The sequence below is a fragment of the Oligoflexus tunisiensis genome (assembly GCF_001748245.1).
Taxonomy (GTDB): domain Bacteria; phylum Bdellovibrionota_B; class Oligoflexia; order Oligoflexales; family Oligoflexaceae; genus Oligoflexus; species Oligoflexus tunisiensis.
Genome location: NZ_BDFO01000001.1, coordinates 3,437,208 through 3,462,165, shown reverse-complemented (window position 1 = coordinate 3,462,165; position 24,958 = coordinate 3,437,208). Strand labels below are relative to the sequence as shown.

Below are 24,958 nucleotides of genomic sequence, written 5' to 3'. Positions count from 1 at the left end.
TGATTTGAAGGAGGAACCTATGCAAAACTCATCGGTGGATATCACAATTGAAGGGATGACCTGCGCATCCTGTGTCAATCGTGTGGAAAAAGCTCTGAATAAAGTCCCCGGCGTCAGCAAAGCCGTGGTGAACCTGGCCACGGAACGCGCCCATGTGGAATGGGCAGCGGAACCGGGTTCGGCGGAAGCGCTGTTCGCGGCTGTGGAAAAGGTGGGCTATACCGCACACCCGGTTGCGGATAAACAGCCCGTGGCCTCGCTCGATGCCGAGCGGACCCAGCTGATCGTGGCTGGTCTTTTGACGCTGCCCCTGGTCCTGCCCATGCTCCTGGAACCCTTTGGCCTGCATTGGATGCTGCCGGGCTGGCTCCAGCTGGCGCTGACTACGCCGTTGCAGTTCGTCATAGGGGCCCGCTTTTACAAGGCCGGCTGGAAAGCGGTCAAGGCCCGGTCGGGGAACATGGATCTGCTGGTCGCTCTTGGCACCAGCGCCGCCTATGGACTCAGCGTCTATCAGCTGGTGCGGGGTGGACCCTTGTACTTCGAAAGCGCGGCTGTGATCATCACACTGGTCCTGCTCGGTAAATATCTGGAAGCCCGCGCCAAACAGCAAACGACAGCCGCGATCAAAGCTCTGGAAGCCCTGCGGCCCGATCGCGCTCGTGTGCGCCGCGCCGGTCAGGAGCTGGAAGTCCCCATGCAGGAGGTGGTGCTCGGCGATCAGGTGATCGTGCGGCCCGGTGAAAAAATTCCGGTCGATGGTCTCATCGTGGAAGGCACCAGCCAGGTCGATGAGTCGATGATCACCGGCGAAAGTCTTCCCGTGCTGAGAAGCCAGGGTGACAAGGTAACCGGCGGTTCTTTGAATACCGATGGACTTTTGGTGGTGGAAACCAAAGCCCTCGGTGCGGAAACCACGCTGGCCCGCATCATTCGTCTGGTGGAAACTGCCCAGACCGAGAAGGCCCCCATTCAACGACTGGTCGATAAGGTAAGTGCGATTTTCGTTCCGGCCGTCCTGGTGATTGCTCTCGTGACGATGCTGGGCTGGATCATCAGTGGGGCCAGTTGGGAACTTGCGCTCATTCATGCGGTGGCCGTGCTGGTGATCGCCTGTCCTTGTGCGCTTGGTCTCGCCACCCCGACGTCGATGATGGTGGGGACCGGTCTCGCCGCGCGTCATGGAATCCTGATCAAGGATGCCGAAACACTGGAAATCGCCCATGAGGTGAAAACTCTGGCCTTTGATAAAACGGGGACGCTGACGGAAGGTCGTCCGACCCTCACGGCGATTCATGCGGTCGATCACGATCATCAGAAACTTCTGGAGCACGCCGCCGCCGTGCAGGTCGGCAGTGAACATCCCCTGGCCCGCTCGGTCGTGGCGCGGGCCCAGGCGGAAGGCCTGACCGTGACGCCGGCGCGCGATTCCCGAGTGGTGGCCGGCAGAGGCGTGGAAGGCACCGTCATGGATCATGTGCTGATCATTGGCACCGCTTCTTACCTGGCAGGTTATCACATTGATGTGTCTCCGGTCGCGGCGGTGGTGCAGAGCTGGCATCGGGACGGTCAAACCGTTTCCTACATCGCGGATAAAACCACAGGGACCTTGCTCGGCTGTCTTGCGTTCAGCGATCCCTTGAAGGCCGATGCGAAAAGCACGATTGAACATCTGCATGCTCAGGGTTTGCAGACCGTCCTCATCACCGGGGACAATCGCCAGGCGGCTGAACGCGTCGCGGCGCAACTCGGCATTCAAAAAGTCTTCGCTGAGGTTTTGCCGCAGGATAAGGCCCGCATCGTCAAGGAACTGAAAAGTGATGGACGGAAGGTGGCGATGGTGGGCGACGGCATCAACGATGCGCCAGCCCTGGCCGCAGCGGATGTGGGCATGGCCATGGCCACCGGCACGGATGTGGCGATGCATACGGCTGGCATTACGCTGATGCGCGGACAGCCGCTCCTGATTCCGGATGCTCTCATGATCTCGCGAAAAACTTATCAGAAGATTCGACAGAATCTTTTCTGGGCCTTTATTTATAATGCTCTGGGCATCCCGCTGGCAGCGCTGGGTTACCTGAGCCCCATGATCGCCGGGGCGGCCATGGCGTTCAGCAGTGTCAGCGTCGTGACCAACGCGCTGCTTTTGAAACGCTGGCGCCCGTCCGCGGTGGCAAAAGTAGCGTCGTGACCAACTCGTCCGCGGTATCGAAAGCAGCGTCGTGACCAACTCGTCCGCGGTATCGAAAGCAGCGTCGTGACCAACTCGTCCGCGGTATCGAAAGCAGCGTCGTGACCAGCTCATCCGCGGTATCGAAAAACACGCAATTATGATACTTTGGAACCCTGGGATTTCTGCCGTTCGGAAGTCTCAGTCATCCCAGGGAGGGCCAAGGTCTGATGCGGTTCCAGTGCTTCATTCTCGTTTTTCTGCTTGCAGCCTGTACCGTCTCCAAATCGCCGGTGATCACTCAGCTGCCGGAAACCTCTTCAACGGAACAGGATCAATTCTACTTCAAAAGCGTCAAACCTCTGCTCGATAAACGCTGCGTAACCTGCCATTCCTGTTATACAGCCCCCTGCCAGCTGAATCTCGCGCACATCGAAGGCGTCCGCCGTGGCGCCACGAAAAATCTTCTGTATGATGGCACGCGCATCACCGCTGCGGATCCCACGCGCCTTTTTGTGGATGCGCATACGGCTTTGGACTGGATGCAGAAGAAGGATTTTTTTCCGGTCGCCCGCACGAAGACCGATGAGGTCTCCCTGATGGAAGCGCTCGTCACCCAGCGGCTGGCGCATCAGGGTCCGGTGAAAATCAATTCCAAAAACAGTCACGAATGCCCGGCCAATACCACGGAACTGCAAGGCTACCAGAAAAAATTTCCGGAAGCCGGCATGCCTTATGGTTTCCCGCCCCTGAATCCTGATGAAGTCCGCATCATGAATCAGTGGCTCGCCCAGGGTTATCCGAAGCTCACGGCCTTGCGTCAGCAGAAGCTGAGCCAGCCGCAAAAGCCGGCGGTCCTCGTGCGCTGGGAAAAACTTTGGAACCAGCCGGACCTGAAGCATCGCCTGGTCGCCCGCTATATCTATGAACATCTTTTCCTGGGCCATCTGCAGTTGCCGGAGCTGCCCGGAGAATTCTACCGTATCGTGCGCTCCCACACTGCGGCTCCCGCACCGATCTCGATCATCGCCACCACCTGGCCGTTCGATGATCCGGGCACCGATTCCTTTTTCTATCGGCTGCAAAAAGTCGAGGAAACCATCACGCTCAAAAATCACCTGATCTATCCGCTCAACCAGGCCACCTGGGATCGGTGGCAAAGCCTTTTCTTCGAGGAACCCTGGACTCTGGAGGCCAAGGATTGGCCGAGCTATGAGAACCGGGTGGCAGCCAATCCCTTTCTCGCCTTTCAGGCCATTCCCGCCGCCAGCCGCTATCGCTTTCTGCTCGATAACGCGCTGTTCTTCGTCAGCGCCTTTATCAAAGGCCCGGTCTGTGAAGGCCCCATTGCAGTCAACGTGATCGACGAACATTTTTATATCTTCTTCCTCACCCCGCGGGAGGACCTGGCCGCGCAAAGCCCAGGCTTTCTGGAACGCGCCGCCCAGGATCTCACTCTGCCGGCGGAAGGTCGCAACAATCCCCTCTCCAGTCTCTATATCAAATACAAGGCCGCGCAGCTGGATTTCGTGCAGCAGCGGCAGAAGCTCTTTGCAGAAAGCTTTCCCAAGGGTCTGGAGTTGAATGACATCTGGGATGGTGACGGGCACAACCCCCAGGCTGTGCTCAGTGTCTTTCGTCACTTTGATCATGCCTCGGTCAGCACCGGTGCCCTCGGCCGGACACCGAAAACGATCTGGGTGATGGATTTTCCCATCTTTGAACGCATGTATTATCTGCTCGTGGCCGGCTTTGATGTCTTTGGCAACGTATTCCATCAGTCGGCCACCCGCATGTACATGGATAATCTGCGAGTGGAATCGGAGGATCTCTTTCTCTCCTTTTTGCCTAAAAAGGATCGCGTGCGTCTGCGGAAGCACTGGTACCGTGGACTTGCCGCTCAGGAGCTGATGAAGTATCTGAATCCCTATGGAGGGGTGCCGGCCTCCAGTTTGATTCCTTATTACACGCAGGACCCCAAACATGAATTCGTTCAGTATGTGCTCAAGGAGCGTTTCAACGCCAACGTTCGGGGGCACAGTCCGAAGCTGCATCCCAAGGACCAGCCGCTTCAGCAGCTTCTGCAGAAACCAGGGGCCCATTTCGCGCCGTTGCCCGATATCAGTTTTCTGCTCGTGCAGGGTGCGCAGGATAGGCTTTACAGTCTCATTCACCACAAGGAACATCTGAACGTCAGCTTCATGTTCGGTGAGGATGGCCGCCTCATTCCCGCCGAGGATCGCCTGGAAATTCTTCCGGGCGTTTATGGAGCCTTTCCCAATTTCTTTTTGAAGGTCCGTGAAGCTGATCTCCCGACTTTTGTGAAAGACACGCTGCAGCTGCGCGCAAGTGATCCTGCCCGCCTCAAGGCTTGGATTCAGCGTTATGGCATCAGCCGTCAGCAGCCGGACTTCTGGTCGTATTTTGATCGGATTCAGGGCCTCACGGATCAGTGGAAGAAGCGGGACACAGGGATCCTGGATTTGAGCAAATACGAGCTGTGGTGAACAAAAATACCGGACCCCAAACCGGTGCAGGAACTGGGGAAAAGCCCTGCTTTTCAAGGAACATCAAACCCAAACCGATACGTAAGGATACGCCGATCTTAACTTTAGAGGTTGCGAAGTCCTATGCCAAGGCCAGGGTTACATGCGCTTATCGCGTGGATATTGCTCAGTCTGCTCGGCGCCTGCCAGCGGAACACGCAATCCAATCGCGGTCTGGCTGCAGCCCAGGCCGGCGGAGCCAGCGCCTCCCCCGCAGGCTCCATCACGACCGAGACATTGGCCCCGGGCTCGGAAAACGCCTTTCTCACCTTCGCCCAGCTTTGCGAGGATCAACAGAACCTCGAACGCATGTATACCGTTCAAGTCCTGAAAGCCCAGGCCGCTGCCACCAGCTGCGAAGGTCTTTACCTATACCTGGTCGGGACCACCGATTTGAATCTGGTGGACACCGGACTTCGTGATATCAGTCTTTTGCAATTCGCCGAATCTTTGATCAAGCTCGATCTGCGTGGCAACAGCATCGTCGATGTGCGCGCACTCCAGAACCTTAACAAACTACGTTTCCTGGATCTGTCCGGCAACCAGATCATGGATATCAGTGCCCTTCATTCCCTGACGCAACTTGAGGAACTCGGTTTTTCCGAAAATCAGGTCATGGACCTCAGCCCTCTGCGTGGCATGACACAACTTAAACTGCTCAAGGCCTCGAAGAATCAAATCTCCAATATTGAAGCCCTCGCTTCGCTGAAAAATTTGCAGTTTGCAAGTCTCCATAACAACAGGATCGTCAGTATCGAAAGCCTGAGCGGCCTTAAGGGTCTGACCGATCTCAACCTGCATAACAACCGCGAACTCAGCGACCCCACTGCCCTGCGCAACCTGACCCAGCTTCAGGTTTTGGATCTGCAGGGCACCCTGATCCGCGATCTGAGTTTTCTGGCCCTGATGCCACAACTCAAGGAACTGCGCCTCCTGGGTGGACCTTTTACAAGCGTGGAAGCCCTGAGTCAGGCCAAAAGCATGGAAATCCTGGAGATCGCGAACGAAGGCGGCACGCTGCTGGACTACACCATCCTGCAAGGCCTGCCGCGCTTACACACACTGGAAATCGCCGACTTCTTCGTCGCTGATATCAGTTTCCTCACTCCCATGAAAAGTCTCCTGAGCCTGAACCTTTTCACATCGCCCATCAGCAATCCCGAAATCCTCGGGCAGTTGCCGCAATTGAAACAGCTCACCCTGCTCGGCAATCTGATGTCGGATGGGCAGTTTCTGGTGAATCTGAAATCCCTGGAAAAACTGGAAGTGCCCCTTGGGGCGTTGACGAGTCTCAGCTTTTTGGCCAGCACACCCGCCCTGGTGGAACTCGACATCTCGGGCAATCCTCTCGCGGATCTGACGCCGTTGACCCTGGCAAGGAATCTGCGCGTGCTTCGCATGGATGCTCTGGATGCCACAAGTCTGGCCCCTCTCAGTGGCCTGACACAGCTGACCTCATTGATTGCGATCGACAATCGCTTCAGCGATCTGCGGCCGCTCGCCGGTCTGACCAAACTGGAAAAGTTGAATCTAGGAAACAACGGTGCGGCCTATTCCCTGGAGCCTCTGGTGAACCTGCAAAATCTTCAGGATCTGAATTTGAATGGTGCGCCGCGGGTCGATTTGAAGGGCCTCGCGTCCCTGCGTTCCCTGCGTCTTTTAACGGCGTCGGGCATCAGCATGAATGATTGCGCCCCGCTGGCCTCCCTGACCCAGCTCAGCCTTTTGAATATAAGTCGCAACAATCTCACCGACCTTGGGTGTTTGAATACATTGAAGAATCTTCAGACACTGAATGTCAGCCAAAACCCTGGCATCAGCAGCCTCGCCCCTCTTCAAGCTCTGGATAAACTGAACAGTCTGCAGGTGGACATGACCGCGATCAAGGATCTCGAACCGCTCAGCACCAAGGTCCTGCTCAATACATTGCAGATCAAGAATACCGCCGTGTCTTCCATCGAACCCCTGGCTCAGCTCGCGCGCCTGGAAATACTCGAACTGGAGGGCACTCAGCTCGTGGCCGTGGCGGACAAGTCCAAGGCAGGCTGCCAGAAGCGGCACAAAAACCGTGCAGGGCGAAAATATTGCGGGCAGGAACCATGAACCATTTCCTCCTTTCCATCATTCTCATCTTCCTCCCGGCCTGTAATCCGGTGATGAACAACTTCATAGCCGCGAAAAAAGAGGATGATGCCAACGCGAAGAAAAATCAGGAAGCGGATGCGGAAGCCGAGCGCGTGGATGTGCCGAACAACATCGCGGGTTCCTATCTGATGTGCTCGCTTCGCAAGGATGCCAGTCCCACGGATCCGGCCAGTGAATATGGTTGCCGACTGAATGAGGCCGGTACCGTGAACCGGCTCGACCTCAGTCCCTATCTCAGCCGCATCAGCTGGACGAGCAATCAAGCGGAAGGTGTGACGATCACGAGCAATCCCGCAGATTCGGTCTGGCATGCTCTTTATCTGGTAAGTGCCAGCGATGTGAACACGGTCAGGGAAAAGGCCGCACGCCTTCAGGTGCAGGTTCAATGGGCGACGCCCGATGGATCAGCCCAGTCCACTGTCAAGGATCAAAGGCTGATCGATACGCTGCAACCGGCTGATGCTGCAGGCGATACGTCCGCTCCTGTGCTGCAGGGACAGGGCCTGGATCCGACGGATCCCGGCACGCTCTAAGTGCTTACCCCTTGATCAGAATCGGGATCCATCCAGATGTTTTTCCTGATGTTTCCTAATACTACCGAACCGAAATAACAGTTTTTCCCAGATCATATCGATAAGCGAATCGCGGAATTGTTGAAAAAATCCGTTCGCATGATCGGGTGTTATGCGCGCATTTCTCATCATTTGGATGCTGCTGCTGTCCTTCGTTGAAGGCAAGGCGTGGGCTATTCCCGAACTCAGGATGGTCAACGGGGTCGTGACGCTTCCTGAAGTCACCCACAACCTTTTCAAGATTACAGGTGAAGCCGAATTCCTTTGGGATGTTCAAGTTACGCCAGAGGAATTTGAAGAGCATAAGGATCAGGTTCAATTGGTCCCCTTTCCTTCCTACTGGCTCAATCTCAGTGACTTTGGCGCCAAACCACAGGGCCAGGCGACCTATCGGATGACTGTAGAGCTGCCGGAAAGCGCGCTCGGCAAGCCCCTTGGCATCTGGTTTCCGCGCTCACTCGGCCCCGCCACGGTGTGGCTCAATCAGAACAAAGTCTTCGCGCATGATTTCGGGCCGGACGGTTCGGATTTTCTCAATCGCTCGCCGGGTCACAATCGGATTTATTTGACGCCGCGGGAAACGCGGCTCCAGTTCGTCATTCAGACTTTCAACTGGCATATTCATACCGGCGGCTTTGTCGATCGCTTCCTGATCGGACCGGCGGAGGAACTGCGAGCCACCAACCTTAAGCTGATGGCCTTTGATTTTCTGGTCTGTGGTCTGCTCATGTTCTCGGCGGTGTATCATCTCTGGCTTTATACCTTCCGCCGCAAATTCCTCGCCTATCGCGAGCTGGGTCTCTTCTTCCTCCTGGTGGACTTCCGCATCTTCAGCACTGGCTCCTCGCACTGGCTGACGGAACTCGGCTGGAATGAAATTTTCGTCTACAAGGTCAGCCTGACGACTTACTATGCCTGCATTATGGTCGGCGTCAACCTTATCCGCGCAATTTACCCTCTGGACACTCCGCTGCTGCTCGTGAAGGTGGTCCGGGTTGTTTGCTCCTTCGCCCTGGCCGGTGTGATCTTCCTGCCCTTGACGTTTTCGTACATGATGCTGCGCCCCATGCAACTCTTCACCATCTTCGTGATCATTCCGGTGATGTGGAGTCTTTTCAAGGCCTATTGGAATCGACGTCAGGGCTCCCTTGTGCTGCTGCCGACCACGGGTCTACTTTTGTCGATGGCCACGGTGGAAATCTATCAGTCGGTCAAGAATATCGATCAGGACTTCAGTCTGATCGCGTTCGGTGCGCTGCTCTTTTCCCTTGGTGCGTCCGTGTCCCAGTCGCTGAGTTTCGACCGCACCTTCCACATGGTGGAACGGCAAACCCGTGGCATCGCCGGCCTGAACCGCAAGCTGCGCAAGCAGGCCGAACTTTTGGAACACCGCATTCAGGAAACCAACGAGGAGATGACCACGCTGCTGCACAACCTGCCCGAAGGTGTGCTTTTAATTGAAGAGCACGAAGGACGGCTGCGGGTGGGCTCTTATCTTTCCCAGTCGATGAAAAACATTCTTGGATCCGACCGCGTGACCTGGGATCACGTGCAGGATTTTCTGGGAACGACCAACCTCGATGCGGATCAAAGGGCCCAGCTCGAAGCCACCCTCGGAGCCATGCTGGGCGATGACGCCATCAGCTATGAACTCAATGCTGACAATCTGCCTCGCGAACTGCAAACCATGGATGAGGCGAAGCTGCAAACCTTCCTCTGCGCCTGGGCTCCGGTGATCCTGCAGGGTCACATCCATTCCGTGCTGCTCGTCCTGGTGGATGTGTCCTCGGAGCGCTCGGTTTCCCATCACCTCGAAATGGAGCAGCAGATCTTTGATCGCATGGTGCAGCTGATGGCCACCGAATCGGATAATTTCGCGATCTTCATGCAGGAGGCGCAGCAGATCATCAAACGCCTGGAATCGACGCGGCCGGAGCTGGTGGACAGCCGTCAGGCGCGCATCCTGCGTGAGCTTCATACCCTGAAGGGTCTGGCCCGCAGCTTTGGTCTTTTGAGTCTGGCGCGAACCGCTCATGAGATGGAGGATCGTCTTCTGCGCCAGCCGCTGAGTGGGCTCGAACCGCTCTTCGCGGTTTGGCAATCCCATCAGGACGCCTTTGCCATGCTGGGTCTGGCCAGATCGCATGCGTCGTCACAGGAAAAGGAGGAGGATCTCCTTCTGGTCTGCGGCCAGCAGCTCCTTGCCCGTCCCGATCCGCCTTCGGAAATCTGGCACGAGGCCTGGCAGGGTTATGTGCAATCGTTGTTTGTGCGCGTGGACGCCCTGGTGGGATCGCTTGAGGAAGGCCTCGGGTCGGTGGCCGCGCAGCTCGGCAAACCCATGCCGCAGATTATCATGGAAGGTGGTGCGATTGGAATCCGGCGCAGCATTCAGGGCAAACTCCTTGGCGGGCTGAACCATATTCTGCGCAATGCCATCGATCATGGTTTGGAAGGTCCCGAGGAACGGCGCGCGTTGAACAAGACGGACCGCGGCCTCATCATGATCCGGGTGCATTACCACGAAAAAATGGTGATTGAAGTCTACGATGATGGGCGTGGATTGAATCTGCCCCGCATTCGCGCCCGAGCTCTGGAAAAGGGTCTGATTACCGAGGATCAGCAGCTCAGCGATGAAGCCATCGCGCAGTTCGTCTTCGCTCCAGGATTTTCCACCAAAAAGGTGGTGAACGACATTTCGGGTCGCGGGATCGGCATGGACGCGGTGCAGAGCGCCATTCGTCAGCTGGGTGGGCAGATCCGCATCACGTGGCGCGGTCGAAAAAAGGAAGACGGTTGCCGGGAAGGCATGTGGTGTATACTGCTGCCGCGACGTTACGGTTTTCATGAGGTGGACTCATGAAATTCCTTCTCGCTCTCATCCTTTATGGAATCCTCAGCTCCGGCATGGCACGTGGGGCTGGTCTTTCCACTTTTGTTTGGGATAGTGGAACCGAGGCGCTTGAGATCCAGGGCCCGCTGTCATGGAGCGCCGCGCGCTGTGACTTCACGCAAACCGCTTATGATGTCCGCAATTTCCCGATCTTTTCCAACAAGGGTCCCTCCGGCAAACCGGTCAAGGATCCGACCGGCTCCTACTGTTTTGAAATTCAGCTTCCTTCGGCGATGCGGGGTCAGATGCTGCATTTCAGTCTGATTCGGCTCTTTGGCAACGCCGAGCTGCTCATCAACCAGCAGCGCGTCTGGCATCAGAACAGCACAACCGGTCCCCAGCGACTCGCGCTACTTCATGAAGCGGACAGCGACCGACTCCAGGTGGAACTCCGACTGCAATGCAATGAATCGCCGTCCTGCGGATTCCGGGGGCTCCTGCATGTCCGGGATCAAAGGCAGGGGGCGCGGGCGGAACTGGTTCACCTGTCCTTTGAACTTTTGGCTGTGACAGGCATCGCGGCCTGCCTTTTTTATCATTTGGTTTTTGCCTTTTTACGCAGACGATCGAGCACCGCATTCTTTCTTTCCTTCAATGCGATGACGCTCATTCTGCGTCTCGTCCTGACCGGCCAGGGTCAGCTGCAGTATGTCCTGGGCCTGAGCGAGAGCTGGTACTGGCGTCTGGAGCTGATTTCGGTTTTAGTCCTGCTGCCGTCCACTTTGAGTCTCGTACGCAGCGTCTTTGAAACGGAGGCGCCTCCCCTTCTGCCCACACTCGGGTGGTCGATCTGCGGGGCAGCCTCGCTGTTTCTGGTTCTGGATGCACGGATCTTTCCCTTTCTTTTGATCATCGCCTACGCCATGGTCTTTCTCAACGTCTACAACTTCGCGGTGGTGGGCACGCGGGCGGTGCAGAACCGCAGAACCGGGGCCATCGTTTTCATCATCTGCGCCTTGACCACGGTTATCTCCACCTTATTTGAGTCCATGAACGCCCGCATGAATGTTGAAATGCACACGGCCGTGCAGCCTCTGAGTTATCTGGCCACCATGATTTTCCATTCGGTTCTGCTGGCCACCCGGATCAATGATGCTTTTAACCTGGCTGAGCAGCAGGAGACGGAAATCACGAGCCTGAAGGAAAGGATCGAGTCGGAAATTCTCAGCCTGGATCAAAAGATTTTGGAACGCACGACCGAGCTACGGACCATCTTTCAATCGATTTCAACCGGAATTCTTTTGATCAAAAGCAATGAGCAGGATGAACTGCAGATCAGCAGCGCCTATTCCGATCACCTGCAGCAGACCATCGGCTTTGAGATTGAAGCCTGGCATGAGCTGCACGCCTTCTTCCGCCGCATGCGTCTGCCCCATCTGCCCCCTGGGGGCCAGGAACTGGCTGCGGCCTTCCGCGAACACATGCAAAGTCCAAGGGCCCTGGATGTTTTTCTGGAAGAAAAGCTCGGCGGTCTGCGTGTGTTTCAGGGGGCTGGCGAACGCGTGAAGCATTTGAAATTCAAATGGATCCCGATCATGGATGCGGATCGGGTGAAGGAACTCTTTCTTTTTGTCTTCGATGTTTCCGCATCAATCGCCATGCAGGAGCTCGCCGAATCCAAGGCCCTGGAGATCGAGGCCCTGCGGGAATTGACCGCGCTGGCTCCGGAACGTCTGGCGGCTTTGGATAAGGACATGGGTCGCCCCAGTCTGCCGCACATGCAGCTGCTGGCCCTTCAGCATGAGCTGCCGGCCCTTCAGCATGCTCTGGATCAACCTTTCAACGCGGCACAGCTGCAACGCTTTCTGCGGGCCTATCACAAAGTCCTGGCCCTGCTGGCCGAACGACAGAAGCGGGCCAGCCATCAGCCCTTTCAGCTCGAGGGCTTCCTGCACCTGCCGGACTGGGAAAACCTTCCAGTGGATGCCCGCCGGCTCTATCAGGAGCTGCTTGCCCAGCATGAAAAATTAGGCCGCTGCCTGTAACCCCAGAGCCTTGCAATTCTCTTCCCGACAAGCTATACCAACCGGGCCGATCCACTCCCTTGTTTGATAGGTCCCTTATGTCCAGGCCCAAGATACTGCTCCTGACGCCACCGATGACGCAGCTGAACACCCCGTACCCGGCCACGGCCTATCTGACTGGTTTTCTGCAGATGCACGGTTACGCGGTCGAACAGCGCGACCCGGCCATTGAACTGATATTGGCCCTGCTTTCCCGACATGGCCTGACGGAAATCAAAGCCGAGCTTGAAGCCAACTTTGAAGACGTGCCGCCCGAGGAACGCCCGGATGAGGTGCAGACCTTTCTCGATCAATTTCCGGCCTATTATAATACTGTGGAACCGACCATCCGTTTTTTGCAGGGCAAGGACCCGAGTCTCGCCATGCGTCTCTGTTCGCGGCATTACCTGCCCGAGGACCTTGGCTTTGATGGCCTGCATCAGATGGAAGAGATCGAAGGCCCGGAGCACCTGGGCGCGGCGTTCGGCCACGTCGGGACGCAGGACAAGGCCAAGTATCTGGCGAGCCTTTATGTGGCGGGCCTTGTGAGTGTCATCAACGCCGGTGTGGATCCCCGCTTTGAGCTCTCCCGTTATGGGGAGCGCCTGGCCGCCAGCAATCCGAGCTTCGATGATCTGCATGATTCCATCGAAGGCCAGGAAACCTTTGTCGATGACGTGCAGAAAACCATCATCCTCGCCTATCTGAACGACACGAAGCCCGATGTCGTCGGGATCACGCTGCCCTTTCCCGGCAACGTCTATGCGGGTTTCACGATCGCGCAGACCGTCAAGCAATGGAATCCGGCCACCAAAGTCGTCATGGGCGGCGGCTATGTGAATACCGAGCTGCGTTCCCTGAAGGATCCGCGGGTCTTTCATTACGTGGATTACATCACGATGGATGATGGCGAGCGCCCGTTTCTGAATCTCCTGGAACACCTCAGCGGCACAAGACCTGAAGAGGAACTGATGCGCACCTGGCTGCGAAAGGACGGTCGCGTCATCTATCGGGATTCGAAGGTCACCCACGATATTCCGCACAAGGACACCGGCACGCCCACCTATCGTGGTCTGCCGCTCGACCTTTATCTCTCCATCTGTGAAATGCCCAATCCGATGCATCGCATCTGGTCCGACGGCCGCTGGAACAAGCTCACGCTCGCTCACGGCTGCTACTGGAACAAATGCAGTTTCTGCGACGTGAGCCTCGATTATATTGCGCGCTATGATGAGGCCCAGGCCGATATCATCCTTGCGCGCATGGAAGCCCTGATCGCGGAAACCGGACAGACCGGTTTTCATTTTGTCGATGAGGCCGCACCCCCGAAGGTGCTGCTCGCCCTTGCTCACAAAATCATTGAAAAAGGCCTTACCGTCACCTGGTGGGGCAATATCCGCTTTGAAAAAACGTTCACCCCCAAGGTCGCCCGCATCCTCGCCGCCTCCGGCTGTGTCGCCGTCAGCGGTGGCCTGGAAGTGGCTTCGGATCGCCTTCTCAAGCTCATGAACAAGGGCGTGACCGTCGAACAGGTGGCCCGGGTCACCCGAGCGCTGACCGATGCCGGCATCCTGGTTCACGCCTATCTTATGTATGGTTTTCCGAGCCAAACCAAACGGGAAACCGTCGAGGCGCTGGAGTATGTTCGCCAGCTCTTCAAAGCGGGCTGCATCCAGTCCGGCTACTGGCACCGCTTTGCCTGCACCGTTCACAGTCCGGTCGGGAAAAACCCGGAAAAATTCGGCATCCGCCTGCTCCCGCATGAGGATATTCAGTTCGCCAGCAACGACATCGACTTCGTAGATCCCATCGACTGCGACCATGAAACCCTGGGCGAGGGCCTGCGGCGCGCGCTCTATAACTACATGCACGGCATGGGACTGCACGAACCCTTGAACATCTGGTTTGATCAGCCCGTTCCCAAGCCGAAGATTCCGGCCGATTTCATCGCATCGGCCTTGCACTCCTGAGCGCCGCCTCTTTCATGATGACAAAGCGTGACGGAGGTGCATCGCGCGGCCGGCCGATCCCGTCGTTTCATGGAAACAGCCGTCTATCGACATCATAGGCTCGTGTACATCGGTTCTCCAAGCGCGAAGCCGTCCTTCAAAAGACGCAGCCTCAGGCGGAACTCGTAGTCCTCGCCGTCCGGCGCTGTATGACGGAAGAAGTAGTCCGGCATCATAAAGCCCTTATCCGCCGGGAAAAGGGTTTTGCTCGTTTGCCAGGTTCCATAGCTGCCCTTGGGCCTGTATTCAAAACGCAGCTCACCGCCTTTGGACGTGATGAGACCGAAATGAAGGGTGTATTGCGTCCCGACCTTTTCCACTTTCTTCAGCTTGAAAACTTCCACTTCCTTTTTCGTGACCGGCTGCGGTGTTTTCAGCAAGTCATCGGCCGTGCCGGGCCATTGACTGTTGAAGCCGGGACGCTTTGCCAGCAGCCGAATCCCGGTGATGTCATCATCCGTGAGATAGAGTTTTGCCACGCTCGACGCAGAGGCCATCATGCTGCTGAGATCCGGATGGGCCGAGATATGCCCGGGATCGCAATTGCTCGGTCCTTCGTACTGATCACAAAGACCCCAGACGTGTCCGAATTCATGGACGAGGACCGGCAGGCTGATGGTCGCTCCGTGGGGCGCGACTTCCGTGGTATTGCGGGCTTGCATCTGTGCGAGGATGTCCTCGCTCCGATAAGTTCTCTTCCGCAGATCCTGCAGGCTGACCCAGCGCGTGCTGCCCCAGGCATCCGGCGAAAGTTTATAATCGCGAAGGAATAGATAGCGTTTGAAGCTGGTGATCTGCTGAGCGGATATCCCGCGCCAGCTGGTTCCGGTTTGCCCGACGGTCTTGCCACCGAGCGGGGCGAAGCCCATGACGGCATCAAAATCCTGACCACAGATGTTGTAGTAAGTCGTTTGCAGGGAACCCGGCGTATCCCTGGCGGTGGCGCGCGGCAGATTCCGGATATGAATATCGACCGGAATGGAACGTCCGAGGTAGGAGCCCCAGACATTAATCGCCGCCTCGATTTCCTCTTCCACGCCGGGAAGCTCGTCAATCATATACTGAGGCACACAGACCTTGTACGTGTCTCCTGGTTTTTTCGTGATAAGAAAGTGCGGCGCATTCGGACTCAGACTTTGATCCTGAAGATGGCCCCAGGATAGATCGCTGGTTGCGTTTTCCTCATTGCAGGCAACCGACGATACACCAAGGCCGAGAAGCAGGGCAGCGGTCATCATTCTCTGCATGATTCACTCTCCGTCAGCAAAAGAATCGGCCAGAAGCAACTGCCATGGGCTCTGGCAGATCCCTGTTATCAGATTCAATTAGGAATGCTCTGTCTCATTCCAACTGTGTAAGCGGAGACGAATATAACCACTCCAGTTAATAAATAAAGCAATAAAATCATGTAGATGCTGTCTCATTATGCCGACAGTGGAAGCAAACCCTGCGGAATTGCGTCGACAATTTTTGTGGGACTCGTAAATCCTCGTATGCTGATGACATGAGAAGATGGACTCAGAAATACTTAAACCGTGACGTTCATCTGCCTCATTGGTAATATCACGGCTCATGAACCTTCGTCATAAGGGGAGAACAAAGGCGTATGTCCATCCATGAGTTTCCCAGCTCTCATGCCAGGCGCGTCAAGCCCTTCTGGACTCTTGATCCTTCGATTGTTTATTTGAATCACGGGTCCTTTGGTGCCTGCCCTCGCGTTGTGCTCGAAGCTCAGAGTCGTCTGCGCGAGCGCATGGAGAGCGAGCCGGTCCGTTTTTTCATTCGCGAATTCGAATCCCTTCAGGATCAAGCCGCGGCTGCCCTTGCGCAGCTGATCGGGGCCAACCCGAACGATATAGCCAGTGTGCCCAATGCGACGGCCGGTGTGAACACGGTTCTACGCTCGCTCCACTTTGCGCCTGGGGATGAAGTCATCACCACAAACCACGCGTACAACGCCTGTCGCAATGCACTGGACTTCGCCGCGGTCTCGGCAGGAGCGCGTGTCATCGTCGCTCAAGTTCCTTTCCCCATCGCTTCGCCTGATGAAGTGGTCGAAGCGGTTCTTTCGCAGACGAGTCCTCGGACCCGACTGGTCCTTGTCGATCATATTACAAGCCAGACCGGCCTTATTTTTCCTGTCGAACGACTGGTCGCTGAACTCGATCGTCGCGGCATTGATACTCTCGTCGACGGGGCTCATGCTCCCGGCATGGTTCCTTTAAATCTCGACAAGCTCGGGGCAGCTTACTATACCGGCAATTGCCACAAGTGGATGTGCGCTCCCAAAGGCGCAGCCTTTCTTCATGTGCGTCCCGACCGGCAGGGTTTGATTCGCCCGCTTTCCATTAGCCACGGGGCGAACAGTCCCCGTAAGGATCGCTCCCGTTTTCAGCTTGAGTTTGGCTGGACGGGTACATCGGATCCCACTCCGTTCCTGGTGTTGCCTGAGTCGATTCAGTTCCTTTCATCGCTGCTGCCAGGAGGCAAGAAGGAATTGGCTGAACATAATCGGATGATGGCGCTTGCGGGACGCCATATGCTTTGTGAAGCGCTGGAGTGCGAGCCACCCGCGCCGGAGAGCATGATCGGATCCCTCGCGGCCATCCCTCTGCCTGACGCAAAGGAGCAGACGCCCTCAAGTCCCTTGCTGCTTGACGTGCTCCAGGACCATTTATTTTTCAAAAATAACATTGAGGTGCCGGTTATCCCGTTTCCTGCACCGCCGCGGAGACTCTTGCGAATCTCAGCGCAGATTTACAATGATGCGGATGATTACCGGGCCCTCACTCAGGCACTCCGTGCTTACTTAACGCAAACGCTGTCGTCTAGCATACTTAGCGACAGGTGACACAATCGGCACAGATGCAGAAATGTACACGTCCTCCTATCTCCTGATGCTAAATAACAGCCTGACTCATTCCAACCCGCAATCCTGAAGGTCGCTAAAACTGCAGCCCGGCTGTCACGCTTAAATTGAATTCATTCCTTGAAAATAATCATTGATCAGAGGGTTGCTATCAAAGAATGCTCCGATGATGTTTCTCCAATGTTCATCCGAAATCACCCCATCCATGCGGAAGGATTTCTGATAGTTTTGCGATTTGATCAAACCACCCTCGAAGCTTTTCAAATATGAAACTTCGTCCGAATAGGTCTTTACGGCTCCGTCGAGATGCGTGAATTTTCTCTGTTCGCGGTTTCGGATCGAGTGTAGGTACAGGGATCTATAGTGAGCACTCATTTCGAAAATGAATAATTCGATTTGAAGAATCGCGATTTTTTCCCGCTGTGGGTACTGCCAGTCAAAGAATGCCTTACAGTTGACACCGTATTGGATATTACGGATTTCATCCGTGTCTCCGTGGAGAGTTTTACTATTGTGCTTCTTCTCGTCAATTGTTGAAATGTCGAACTTTGGTCCATACCAGTGAGCTCTGCGCAAAGGTTCTTCTTCTGGATATGGAACATCTCTATCGCTCGCCAGTCTGACTCTTACACCATTCAGTCCAGCAAGAGCCAGCTTCAATTTCCAAGAAACAGTTTCATCAATCTCGTAGTATTTCCCCTCAATCCTTGCAAGGTCCCTATCAATATCATCGACCAGCACAAGACCGTCGGCATCGCGATCCAATTTCAAGACCAATATCCTCCGCAGACGTATTGGTTCAAGTGGTTTATCCACCGTTCATTAGACGGATGGGCGTTTCTCAAGAGTAATGCTGATTGGAAATTTGCTTGAGAATTCCTCGTAGTCAACAACATCGAATATATGCTCCGCGGGAATATTCTCAAAGGAGTTATAACAGAATGCCATGGGAAACGGTTCGCTTGAAGTGAATAACTCTGGCATATGCGATTTTAAAATATTTCTAATGTAGTCACGTCCGGCGATGCGTGCCGGCAAGTTAACAATCACAACGTATGGTTTCCAATTGAGAAGAAGGTCGTATTCGTCATGATCTGCTATGGCTCTCAATGCCTCGCTTCCTCCCATCACAAACCGATTGGTCGATGAATCGTACATTACTTGACGATCAGGTTCCAGGCAGAGTGATCTGGGCAAGAGTGGGTTTGAGAAATGAGGACCATTTTCGAGGGCTTCCCTGATCTGCAGAACGGATCGCCGCCACAGGGGGGCGGCCAACTCTGCAAGGTCATTGGCGGTCATGAGTTTCAGCCCGTCATCTCGAACAAGGTTAGCATCAGGCAGGCGGGTTCCATGGTAAAGAATAACACTGTCAAACGACTTTGCAACTTTCGCAGCCACAGTACTGGATAATTTGTCAAAATCATGCCAGCGTTTCATTGCGGCTAAAGACCCAAGTTTCTTATGTTCGGTTGCATCGAGGTGAAACAAACGCAAATCGAGTGTTTTCATAAATGCTGACCTCAAAATTGTTTGGCTGCTGATGGCCAAAACCCATCACCCATCAGCATCAAATCTTCAGTCTTTGAATCTCCTGCTGAGGTCCCTTTGGGCCCGCCGATTATGGTTGCTATATTGACATGGAGCGCAACATCGATCAAGCGAAGACGGAGCCCCCTTCTGCGAAAAAATGCTCATACCATACATTCGAAAGTAGAATTTTGGCGCAAAAATGAGGATTTGGTTTTTTGGCGAAACGGTGGACCATCACCTCCAGGACTGCTATCGCATTTACCTGCAGTCAAATCCTGAGATTCTCCGGAAACTCCAGGAAACATTCCCTTCGGGACCATTTGCCGTTTCATATGATCGAGGTAGATCGAAGGCCGTGCTCTGTCGATTCTGGCATTATTCTACAACCAGCCGGTTCCCAAATGCCAAATCGAGAAGAGTGCGCGATACGGTTCCTGGAATTTCCTCGGACTCCACAAAGATGCCGATGGATACTTGGCATTTGGCAGGAAAGGTATAACGGTTGGAGTCTGTGGGATCGTTGACTACGGCTTGCAGGGTAAATGACGGACTTTGCCCTTGGAACTCTACCTTTTCGAGGCGTGTAGTCGATCCAGCTTCTACCGATGAGTCACACCACATGGAAGGCTCATAATTCAGTTGAGGGCCGTTGACGCTGACTCTGAGACTAATATTTCTCATATCATCCTGCTTCTTGATGTCCACCTCAGATACGTTCAAACTAATTTCCTTGTTTCGATCCATACCATCGAGCTTTTTGGTTCGCGTGATTTTCATACTCCCATCATTGGCCGCGATATGGATGACTCCGTCCTGAACAAGGACAGTATAACCCGCGCCTGCAGCTTCATTGATGAAGTCAGAAAATTTACCAGCTGGTTCCAAACTGTAAGCAAGGACGTTGACATCGGAAATGCTTTTCGCATTACATGTTTCCGGAGTTACGTAGAGATAGGCTTGGCTGAAGTTCTCGCCTGAGATGTAAGTGGCATTAATGTACTGGCTCTCATCGCAAAGAGTCTCTTCCATATAAAATCCATTTTCAAGCGTCGCTGAGGGCGAGTCGGAATCATTCTCTTTCTTGCAGGCTGCCAGGGAAATAATGAGCGCGAGCACAGTCAGACTTTTTGAAATCATGATTTTCCTCTTGGGTTAAGTGATGCCATGATGCATGACCTGTGCCTCGCATATCCTGTGGAGTTCGCAGCATTGGATCTGTTTGTATTGGATGATTGTGTTGGGAATGTCGACAGTAAGAATTAGGTATAATTTGGCAAGATTCGGCTGAGACAATATGGAGTATCTCGGTATCCATTCGAATCGAGCCAATCACCGGACACGCCACAAAACCATTTCCACTGAAATGGCAAGTGCAATTTTATTCTCAAACCGGACATGATAGTCCTGGTGTTGCAATCGCTGAATACTTAGGGAATGAAAGCCGTACTGATGCTAGCTACTTGAAGGCCTCAAGTAATAGGCATGGTCAGGCATGTGACTCAAGGCTAGTGGTAGTCGCAACAATTACACACACAGTTCAAAGCGATTGGTCATTTGAGTCTTTGTCGTCGGGATAGGCAGCTATCTCAAACTCAAGATCCAAACCAAGGTCAGCTATTTTTTTGAGCTGATTTGCAGTGAAAGTAAACCATCCACCATCTTTTGTCCACCAGGTGCACCTGAAGGAAATGCTGACGCCGGGAACAGTTTTCAACACGTCCAGGCCAGACTTGGCCAGTGAAAGCTTATCAAGCATCCAATCCATATGCTCTACAAGCATATTTGACTTTAACACTTCATCTGAGATCAGAAACCAACAGTTGTTTTTATTGATCCTAACCCGGCCCAGGGAATTGGGGCCACTTATCTGCCCCTTCTTGAAGATTTCTGTTGGGGTGATACCCAGTATTTCGGTCACCTTTTCGGGGTCAAGATCCCCGGGATAAATCAAAAGTTTGACTCTACATTCCAATGCATCGGTGGAATTAACGGACTCATCCATCGGTTTTGTTCTCTCAAAATAAGTATTCTATGAGATTGCCAAGATTCCTACCATTTGTATCCAGATAATCACCATTTGATAGAATCTTACCATGGTGATCGTTACGCAAGCCCAAATCATCCTTCAATCTCTCAAGAGCCTTACCCCATTCTCTTTTATTCAAGCTTCGTCCAGTCGCCTGATTTAGTGCTTTAGCCGTACGTTCCTCGAGGGTTCTGCCACCGGTTTGTAAGACTTTGATTCCCCAGTTTATCGCACCGGACTCGGCACCAACCATAAACGGGCGCATGATGGCGAATCGCATCGCCGCGAAAAGAGCAGAAATTCTTCCACTTGCCATGGTGGCGGTAAGCTTGGAGCCGACAACGGCGGCTCCACCAGCGACTCCCCCCAGGATCATTCCACCCGCGAATTCAGCAGCGAATTTCTTAAGCCCATGGTAATTGCCTTGGGCAAGATATCGCCTTGTCAGATTTTCAATTTCCTTCGCATTGCGACCATAAGGCCCCGCAGCCGCTTCCGAACCAATGTCTTCTGGAGCAATGGCCCCGGCTATGACTCCGGAGGCAATTTCTCCGGCTCTAGTTTCAGTATGTGTCGCTGCCCCGGTCGACTCCGCACCAAACGTCATGCCGTTGATAAACGCGTCCACAAGAGCCCGGTTCGCACTAAAATAAGTCGATACTGTAACCGGTTCCTCGACTTCCTCTTCTTCATTGTCCGGTGTAACGACTGTGCCTGTATTTATATCGTGGCCCGAAACAATATACTCGCGCCCGCCAATAGTAGCCGTATCTGCAATCAGAGAGGTACCTCCAGCACCACACACGCGCCGGTTCTGTGCTTCAATTTCACTGAGCAAACCATGAAAGAAGCTGTCGGCAGTCGCACGAATGGACCGTACCAGGTTCGTATCCAACGAGCCATCATCACTGTAGAGTGGCCAATGCACGAGGGATTCGGCAATTTTCTCGTTGGCAATTCTGTTATAGGCGGCACGTAAACTTGCAAACCGATCAATCATGGCGGGACCGGAAGACTTACATGCAGGATTCCTGGGTTCAGTCGTTACCAGCTTGTCCTCATCTCCAGGTATGGAGTCATCAGTGGTCGTCCACCGTGGGTCAGTCGAGTCTTTTACAGGCGATGTTGCTGGGCTGCCACTGGGTTGTGTGCCCGGAGCAGCAAAGGTCTGACGCAGGAGATCGGAACGTTTCTGGGTACAAGTCTTCTTTTGTTTCGAAAGGACGTTCTTGAATTCACGATCCGCTTCAAAACGGCTTATCAAAGGAATTTTGGGTATAGGGGTGAATTTGGATCCGCCTATGGTACCTCCACGGACTGGCAAATCTGGGTCAATTCTTGAGGTCGTGCTTCTGAGGTCCTTTGGAATAAGTTTTTCACCCGAGCCAACGTCCGGGGAGACAGAAGAGTGAGTTCCTATTGATGGTATTACAATAGGTCCACCCGTCAAATCCGAATCGCGTATGATAGGCGCCACATCACCAGCCAAATTACAATGGTAGGTATCGTACATCTCTCGCGCCCTATCAGCGCAGCTTTGTGGAAGGCCGTCTGGCTCTTTAAAGTTGGCGATCAAACCGAAGTCGAACTCGGCTTTTTGCCTGCAGGCATTGCTGCAATAGACATCAGTAAAAGTGTAAAGGTCAGACTGTACGCTATTGGTCAATAGCTCGTTAAAGGCTTTAATGGTCGCGTCCGAGCATTCGCCGCGATCCTTAATTTCCTTGCGACCTGTGAGTGAAATTTCAAAAGAAGCCAGCTCAAGTCCGATGGCGTTAAGATAGCCGAGATAATCCGCAAAGAAATACCGACTCAATTCCTGAAGCTCACCTGAAGGAATAGGGCTTATTCCTTCATCCTCATATACTTTGCGCGCCGCTGTCTCCCATACTGCACCGCCAACGCTGGCAGGCGCACTGACACGTCCCCCTAAAGTGGTCTGAGCCTGGGACATTGGGGTTGCGATCATAAGAATTATGGATAGGACTCTGGAGAATATGGTGCGCTTGCGTCGTGTCATTGAACAGTCCTTCTACCTGGATTTAAAGCCCAGTTGGGCACTCTCTAATAAAGTGGGACTATTCCCAACCACTCTGCGGTTTATAGCAAAAGGCTGGTTTCCGCAAGCAAAAATACAGTCTTTTTGACTTAGTGGATACGAGATTTCGTTCTCAGCGGTTCGTTACTTCAACAGACTAATATTATGACATTTTCAGCTCAACCGCCCTACCTCTCTGGCCGGGGTCATGCGGAGCTCAATGAGATGAGCGATGGCTAAACTGTTATTGTGAGTCCCCCTTTCCTCTCACCCATCCAGCAACTTTCAAGATCGCTCTTGTAAGAAGATTCAAGCGTGCTGGAATCACCCCGGAGCAATGAGGGCAGCGGATACCGCGATGGAATCTTCTGCCTGCCAGGTCCAAACTATCGAAGCTTCGGGAGCAGCTGTGACATGAGTGGAAAACCGTACCGCACGCGAGGCACCTGGACGCCTCGGCCGGAATCCTGATACCAAACAGGAGTTCGGCGAAGGCGACACCGGGATTCAAAATATAGTGAAGCACCATCGGATCGGTCGCGGTCATGACCTTCCTGGAATGTTCAGCACCGCAAGTCGGACATTGTCCGAGTTTCGCATTCGGGATAACGTCGACATCGGCTCCGATGTCCTGCTTGAGGCTGATGATGCGCTTCATGCCGGGACGCACGACCGCAAAATACATGGCGAAACCAAAGATAAGACCGGCCGCGGCATATCCCGGTAGTTGCGTGGCCAGCGAACGAAAAGTTGGCACTTTGCCACTGATCAGCCATCCCAAGCCATACTGCAACAGTCCAAAAAAGAGGGCAAACCTGAGGCCCATCCCGGCGGCCAATCGCCGATTAAAACTTTCGAAGGCTTGGGCGCTCATCTTTCCCTGAAGGAATCTGGTTTTTGCCAAGGCCAGCTGCGGCTGGCGCGTCGTGCCAGCTTCCTTTTTCAACACCTTAAGGATCTCCTCGTTTTCCATACTGGTCTCTCCCTATCAGACTTCGTGGAATACGGATGGCCATCCTAACCGAACCATACTTTTCGGAAAAGCTCCAAGGGAAGCCATCAATATGTTGACAAAGTGGCCGAAATTACAGGAAGAGGAGCCACATCATGAAAAAGAGTCTGCAAGTCGTCCTTCTTTTGTGTCTTGCCATAACCTTCAGTTTTTCCGAACGGGCCTTGGCCGAGCAGATGATTCTGGAGGTGAATGGAAACCAGGGCCAGCTTAGTCTTAACAACTGGCTTTGGTATCAGGAGGACCCCACTTCGGTCTATACAGCGGAAACTCTCGCGGACCCACTCTTTCAACAGCGCTTTGCGCCACTGGACCGCAAGACTCCCAATTTCGGGCTTTCTGGTTCGGCATGGTGGGCCCGGGTGACTTTGAAAAATACCAGTCCTCATCCCCTGATCCTGTATGTTACGCAGGAATATGCCCAGGTCGATTCCATGGATTTCTGGCAATTGTCCCCGACGGGCGAAGTCATGGCTCATGCCCGGGGCGGAGACAGGTCCGTGAGAGATCCCAATGCCGTTTCGTATCGCTTGCCCACTTTCAAAATGGAACTTCCACCCGGCGATTCCGTGCTCATCATGAGAATGCAGACGAACGGCAGTGGCCTGTTTTACGTCAATGCCAACACGGAACAGAATTTTTCTGACAAAAAGACGATGGAGTATGCTTTCATCTATTCCATGATGAGCATCCTCTTCTGCATGGCCGTTTACAATTTTTGTATCTGGCTCCAGCTGCGCAAGCTCGTATATTTTGTTTATGTGATCTTTATCGTCACCGTGGCACTGCAGCAACTCGGCTTTTCCGGACTGACGACTCATTTCAGCCAGGATACGTGGTTCATGAACGAAGGCGCCATCATCTTCACGGGCCTGTCCGTGATGGCTGCCTGCCTTTTTACGATCATGTTCCTGTCTCTTCGCAACCGTCATCCCTGGCTTCAAAGAAGCTGTTGGATCACGTTCATTCTGCCTGTCGTGGCGTGCCTTGGCCTTCTCGATTCCTATAATACCGGTATCAAGTTGATGATCCTGTCGACCTTCAGTGCGGCCATCGCCGTTACGGTCGCCGGCTTTGTGTGCTGCTGGAATCGCTACCGTCCTGCTTATTTCTTTACAGTGGCCTGGCTTGCAGTGCTGGTG

The 24,958-nt window shown here is 54.1% G+C and carries 16 protein-coding genes; 9 read left to right on the top strand and 7 right to left on the bottom strand.

Annotation, left to right across the window (positions count from 1 at the left end):
* The first annotated feature begins 19 nt into the window (after window positions 1–19).
* From OLTU_RS14465 to OLTU_RS14435, 7 genes are all read left to right on the top strand, one after another.
* Entirely contained in the window at window positions 20–2,191 is a 2,172-nt protein-coding gene (locus OLTU_RS14465; RefSeq protein WP_141733475.1) for a heavy metal translocating P-type ATPase, read from the top strand.
* Window positions 2,192–2,400: 209 nt separating this feature from the next.
* Window positions 2,401–4,677: a fatty acid cis/trans isomerase gene (locus OLTU_RS14460; protein ID WP_141733474.1), complete on the top strand. Its 2,277-nt coding sequence runs from the start codon at window positions 2,401–2,403 to the stop codon at window positions 4,675–4,677.
* Window positions 4,678–4,839: 162 nt separating this feature from the next.
* On the top strand, window positions 4,840–6,819 hold the full coding sequence (locus OLTU_RS14455; protein ID WP_218110041.1) for a leucine-rich repeat domain-containing protein: 1,980 nt from the start codon (window positions 4,840–4,842) through the stop codon (window positions 6,817–6,819).
* A complete protein-coding gene (locus OLTU_RS14450) occupies window positions 6,816–7,394 on the top strand; it encodes a hypothetical protein (RefSeq protein ID WP_141733472.1) in 579 nt (192 codons plus the stop codon). The genes OLTU_RS14455 and OLTU_RS14450 overlap by 4 nt, the downstream gene beginning before the upstream one ends.
* A 151-nt stretch (window positions 7,395–7,545) precedes the next feature.
* Window positions 7,546–10,296 carry an Hpt domain-containing protein gene (locus OLTU_RS14445; protein WP_141733471.1) on the top strand — a complete coding sequence of 917 codons (2,751 nt, stop codon included), beginning with the start codon at window positions 7,546–7,548 and terminating at the stop codon, window positions 10,294–10,296.
* Window positions 10,293–12,311 carry a 7TM-DISM domain-containing protein gene (locus OLTU_RS14440; protein ID WP_141733470.1) on the top strand — a complete coding sequence of 673 codons (2,019 nt, stop codon included), beginning with the start codon at window positions 10,293–10,295 and terminating at the stop codon, window positions 12,309–12,311. The genes OLTU_RS14445 and OLTU_RS14440 overlap by 4 nt, the downstream gene beginning before the upstream one ends.
* Window positions 12,312–12,388: 77 nt before the next feature.
* Window positions 12,389–14,299 (top strand): B12-binding domain-containing radical SAM protein, encoded by a 1,911-nt coding sequence (locus tag OLTU_RS14435; protein WP_218110040.1) that lies wholly within the window; start codon window positions 12,389–12,391, stop codon window positions 14,297–14,299.
* A gap of 92 nt (window positions 14,300–14,391) precedes the next feature.
* On the opposite strand, the gene OLTU_RS14430 is transcribed toward OLTU_RS14435, so the two are convergent.
* Window positions 14,392–15,585, bottom strand: a complete 1,194-nt coding sequence (locus OLTU_RS14430) for a hypothetical protein (protein WP_141733469.1) — start codon at window positions 15,583–15,585, stop codon at window positions 14,392–14,394.
* A gap of 359 nt (window positions 15,586–15,944) precedes the next feature.
* Here OLTU_RS14430 and OLTU_RS14425 point away from each other — a divergent pair, with 359 nt between their 5' ends.
* The gene (locus OLTU_RS14425) at window positions 15,945–17,189 is read left to right on the top strand and encodes an aminotransferase class V-fold PLP-dependent enzyme (RefSeq protein WP_141733468.1); all 1,245 of its coding nucleotides are present in this window, start codon (window positions 15,945–15,947) and stop codon (window positions 17,187–17,189) included.
* A gap of 120 nt (window positions 17,190–17,309) precedes the next feature.
* Here OLTU_RS14425 and OLTU_RS14420 read toward each other — a convergent pair whose 3' ends face one another.
* The 6 genes from OLTU_RS14420 to OLTU_RS14395 form a co-directional block, all read right to left on the bottom strand.
* Complete coding sequence (locus tag OLTU_RS14420) at window positions 17,310–17,978, bottom strand: hypothetical protein (protein WP_141733467.1); 669 nt, start codon at window positions 17,976–17,978, stop codon at window positions 17,310–17,312.
* A 51-nt stretch (window positions 17,979–18,029) separates the two neighbouring features.
* Window positions 18,030–18,719 carry a hypothetical protein gene (locus OLTU_RS14415; RefSeq protein WP_141733466.1) on the bottom strand — a complete coding sequence of 230 codons (690 nt, stop codon included), beginning with the start codon at window positions 18,717–18,719 and terminating at the stop codon, window positions 18,030–18,032.
* Window positions 18,720–19,115: 396 nt separating this feature from the next.
* Complete coding sequence (locus tag OLTU_RS14410; protein ID WP_141733464.1) at window positions 19,116–19,877, bottom strand: hypothetical protein; 762 nt, start codon at window positions 19,875–19,877, stop codon at window positions 19,116–19,118.
* Between the two features lie 400 nt (window positions 19,878–20,277).
* Window positions 20,278–20,742: a DUF4279 domain-containing protein gene (locus OLTU_RS14405; protein WP_141733463.1), complete on the bottom strand. Its 465-nt coding sequence runs from the start codon at window positions 20,740–20,742 to the stop codon at window positions 20,278–20,280.
* A gap of 13 nt (window positions 20,743–20,755) precedes the next feature.
* A complete protein-coding gene (locus OLTU_RS14400; RefSeq protein ID WP_218110039.1) occupies window positions 20,756–22,735 on the bottom strand; it encodes a hypothetical protein in 1,980 nt (659 codons plus the stop codon).
* 313 nt (window positions 22,736–23,048) lie between these two features.
* Entirely contained in the window at window positions 23,049–23,777 is a 729-nt protein-coding gene (locus tag OLTU_RS14395) for a hypothetical protein (RefSeq protein WP_141733461.1), read from the bottom strand.
* A 134-nt stretch (window positions 23,778–23,911) separates the two neighbouring features.
* Between OLTU_RS14395 and OLTU_RS14390 the strand changes: the two genes are divergently transcribed.
* Window positions 23,912–24,958 (top strand): 7TMR-DISM family protein (locus OLTU_RS14390; protein ID WP_141733465.1); only part of this gene is annotated, 1,047 nt, incomplete at its 3' end.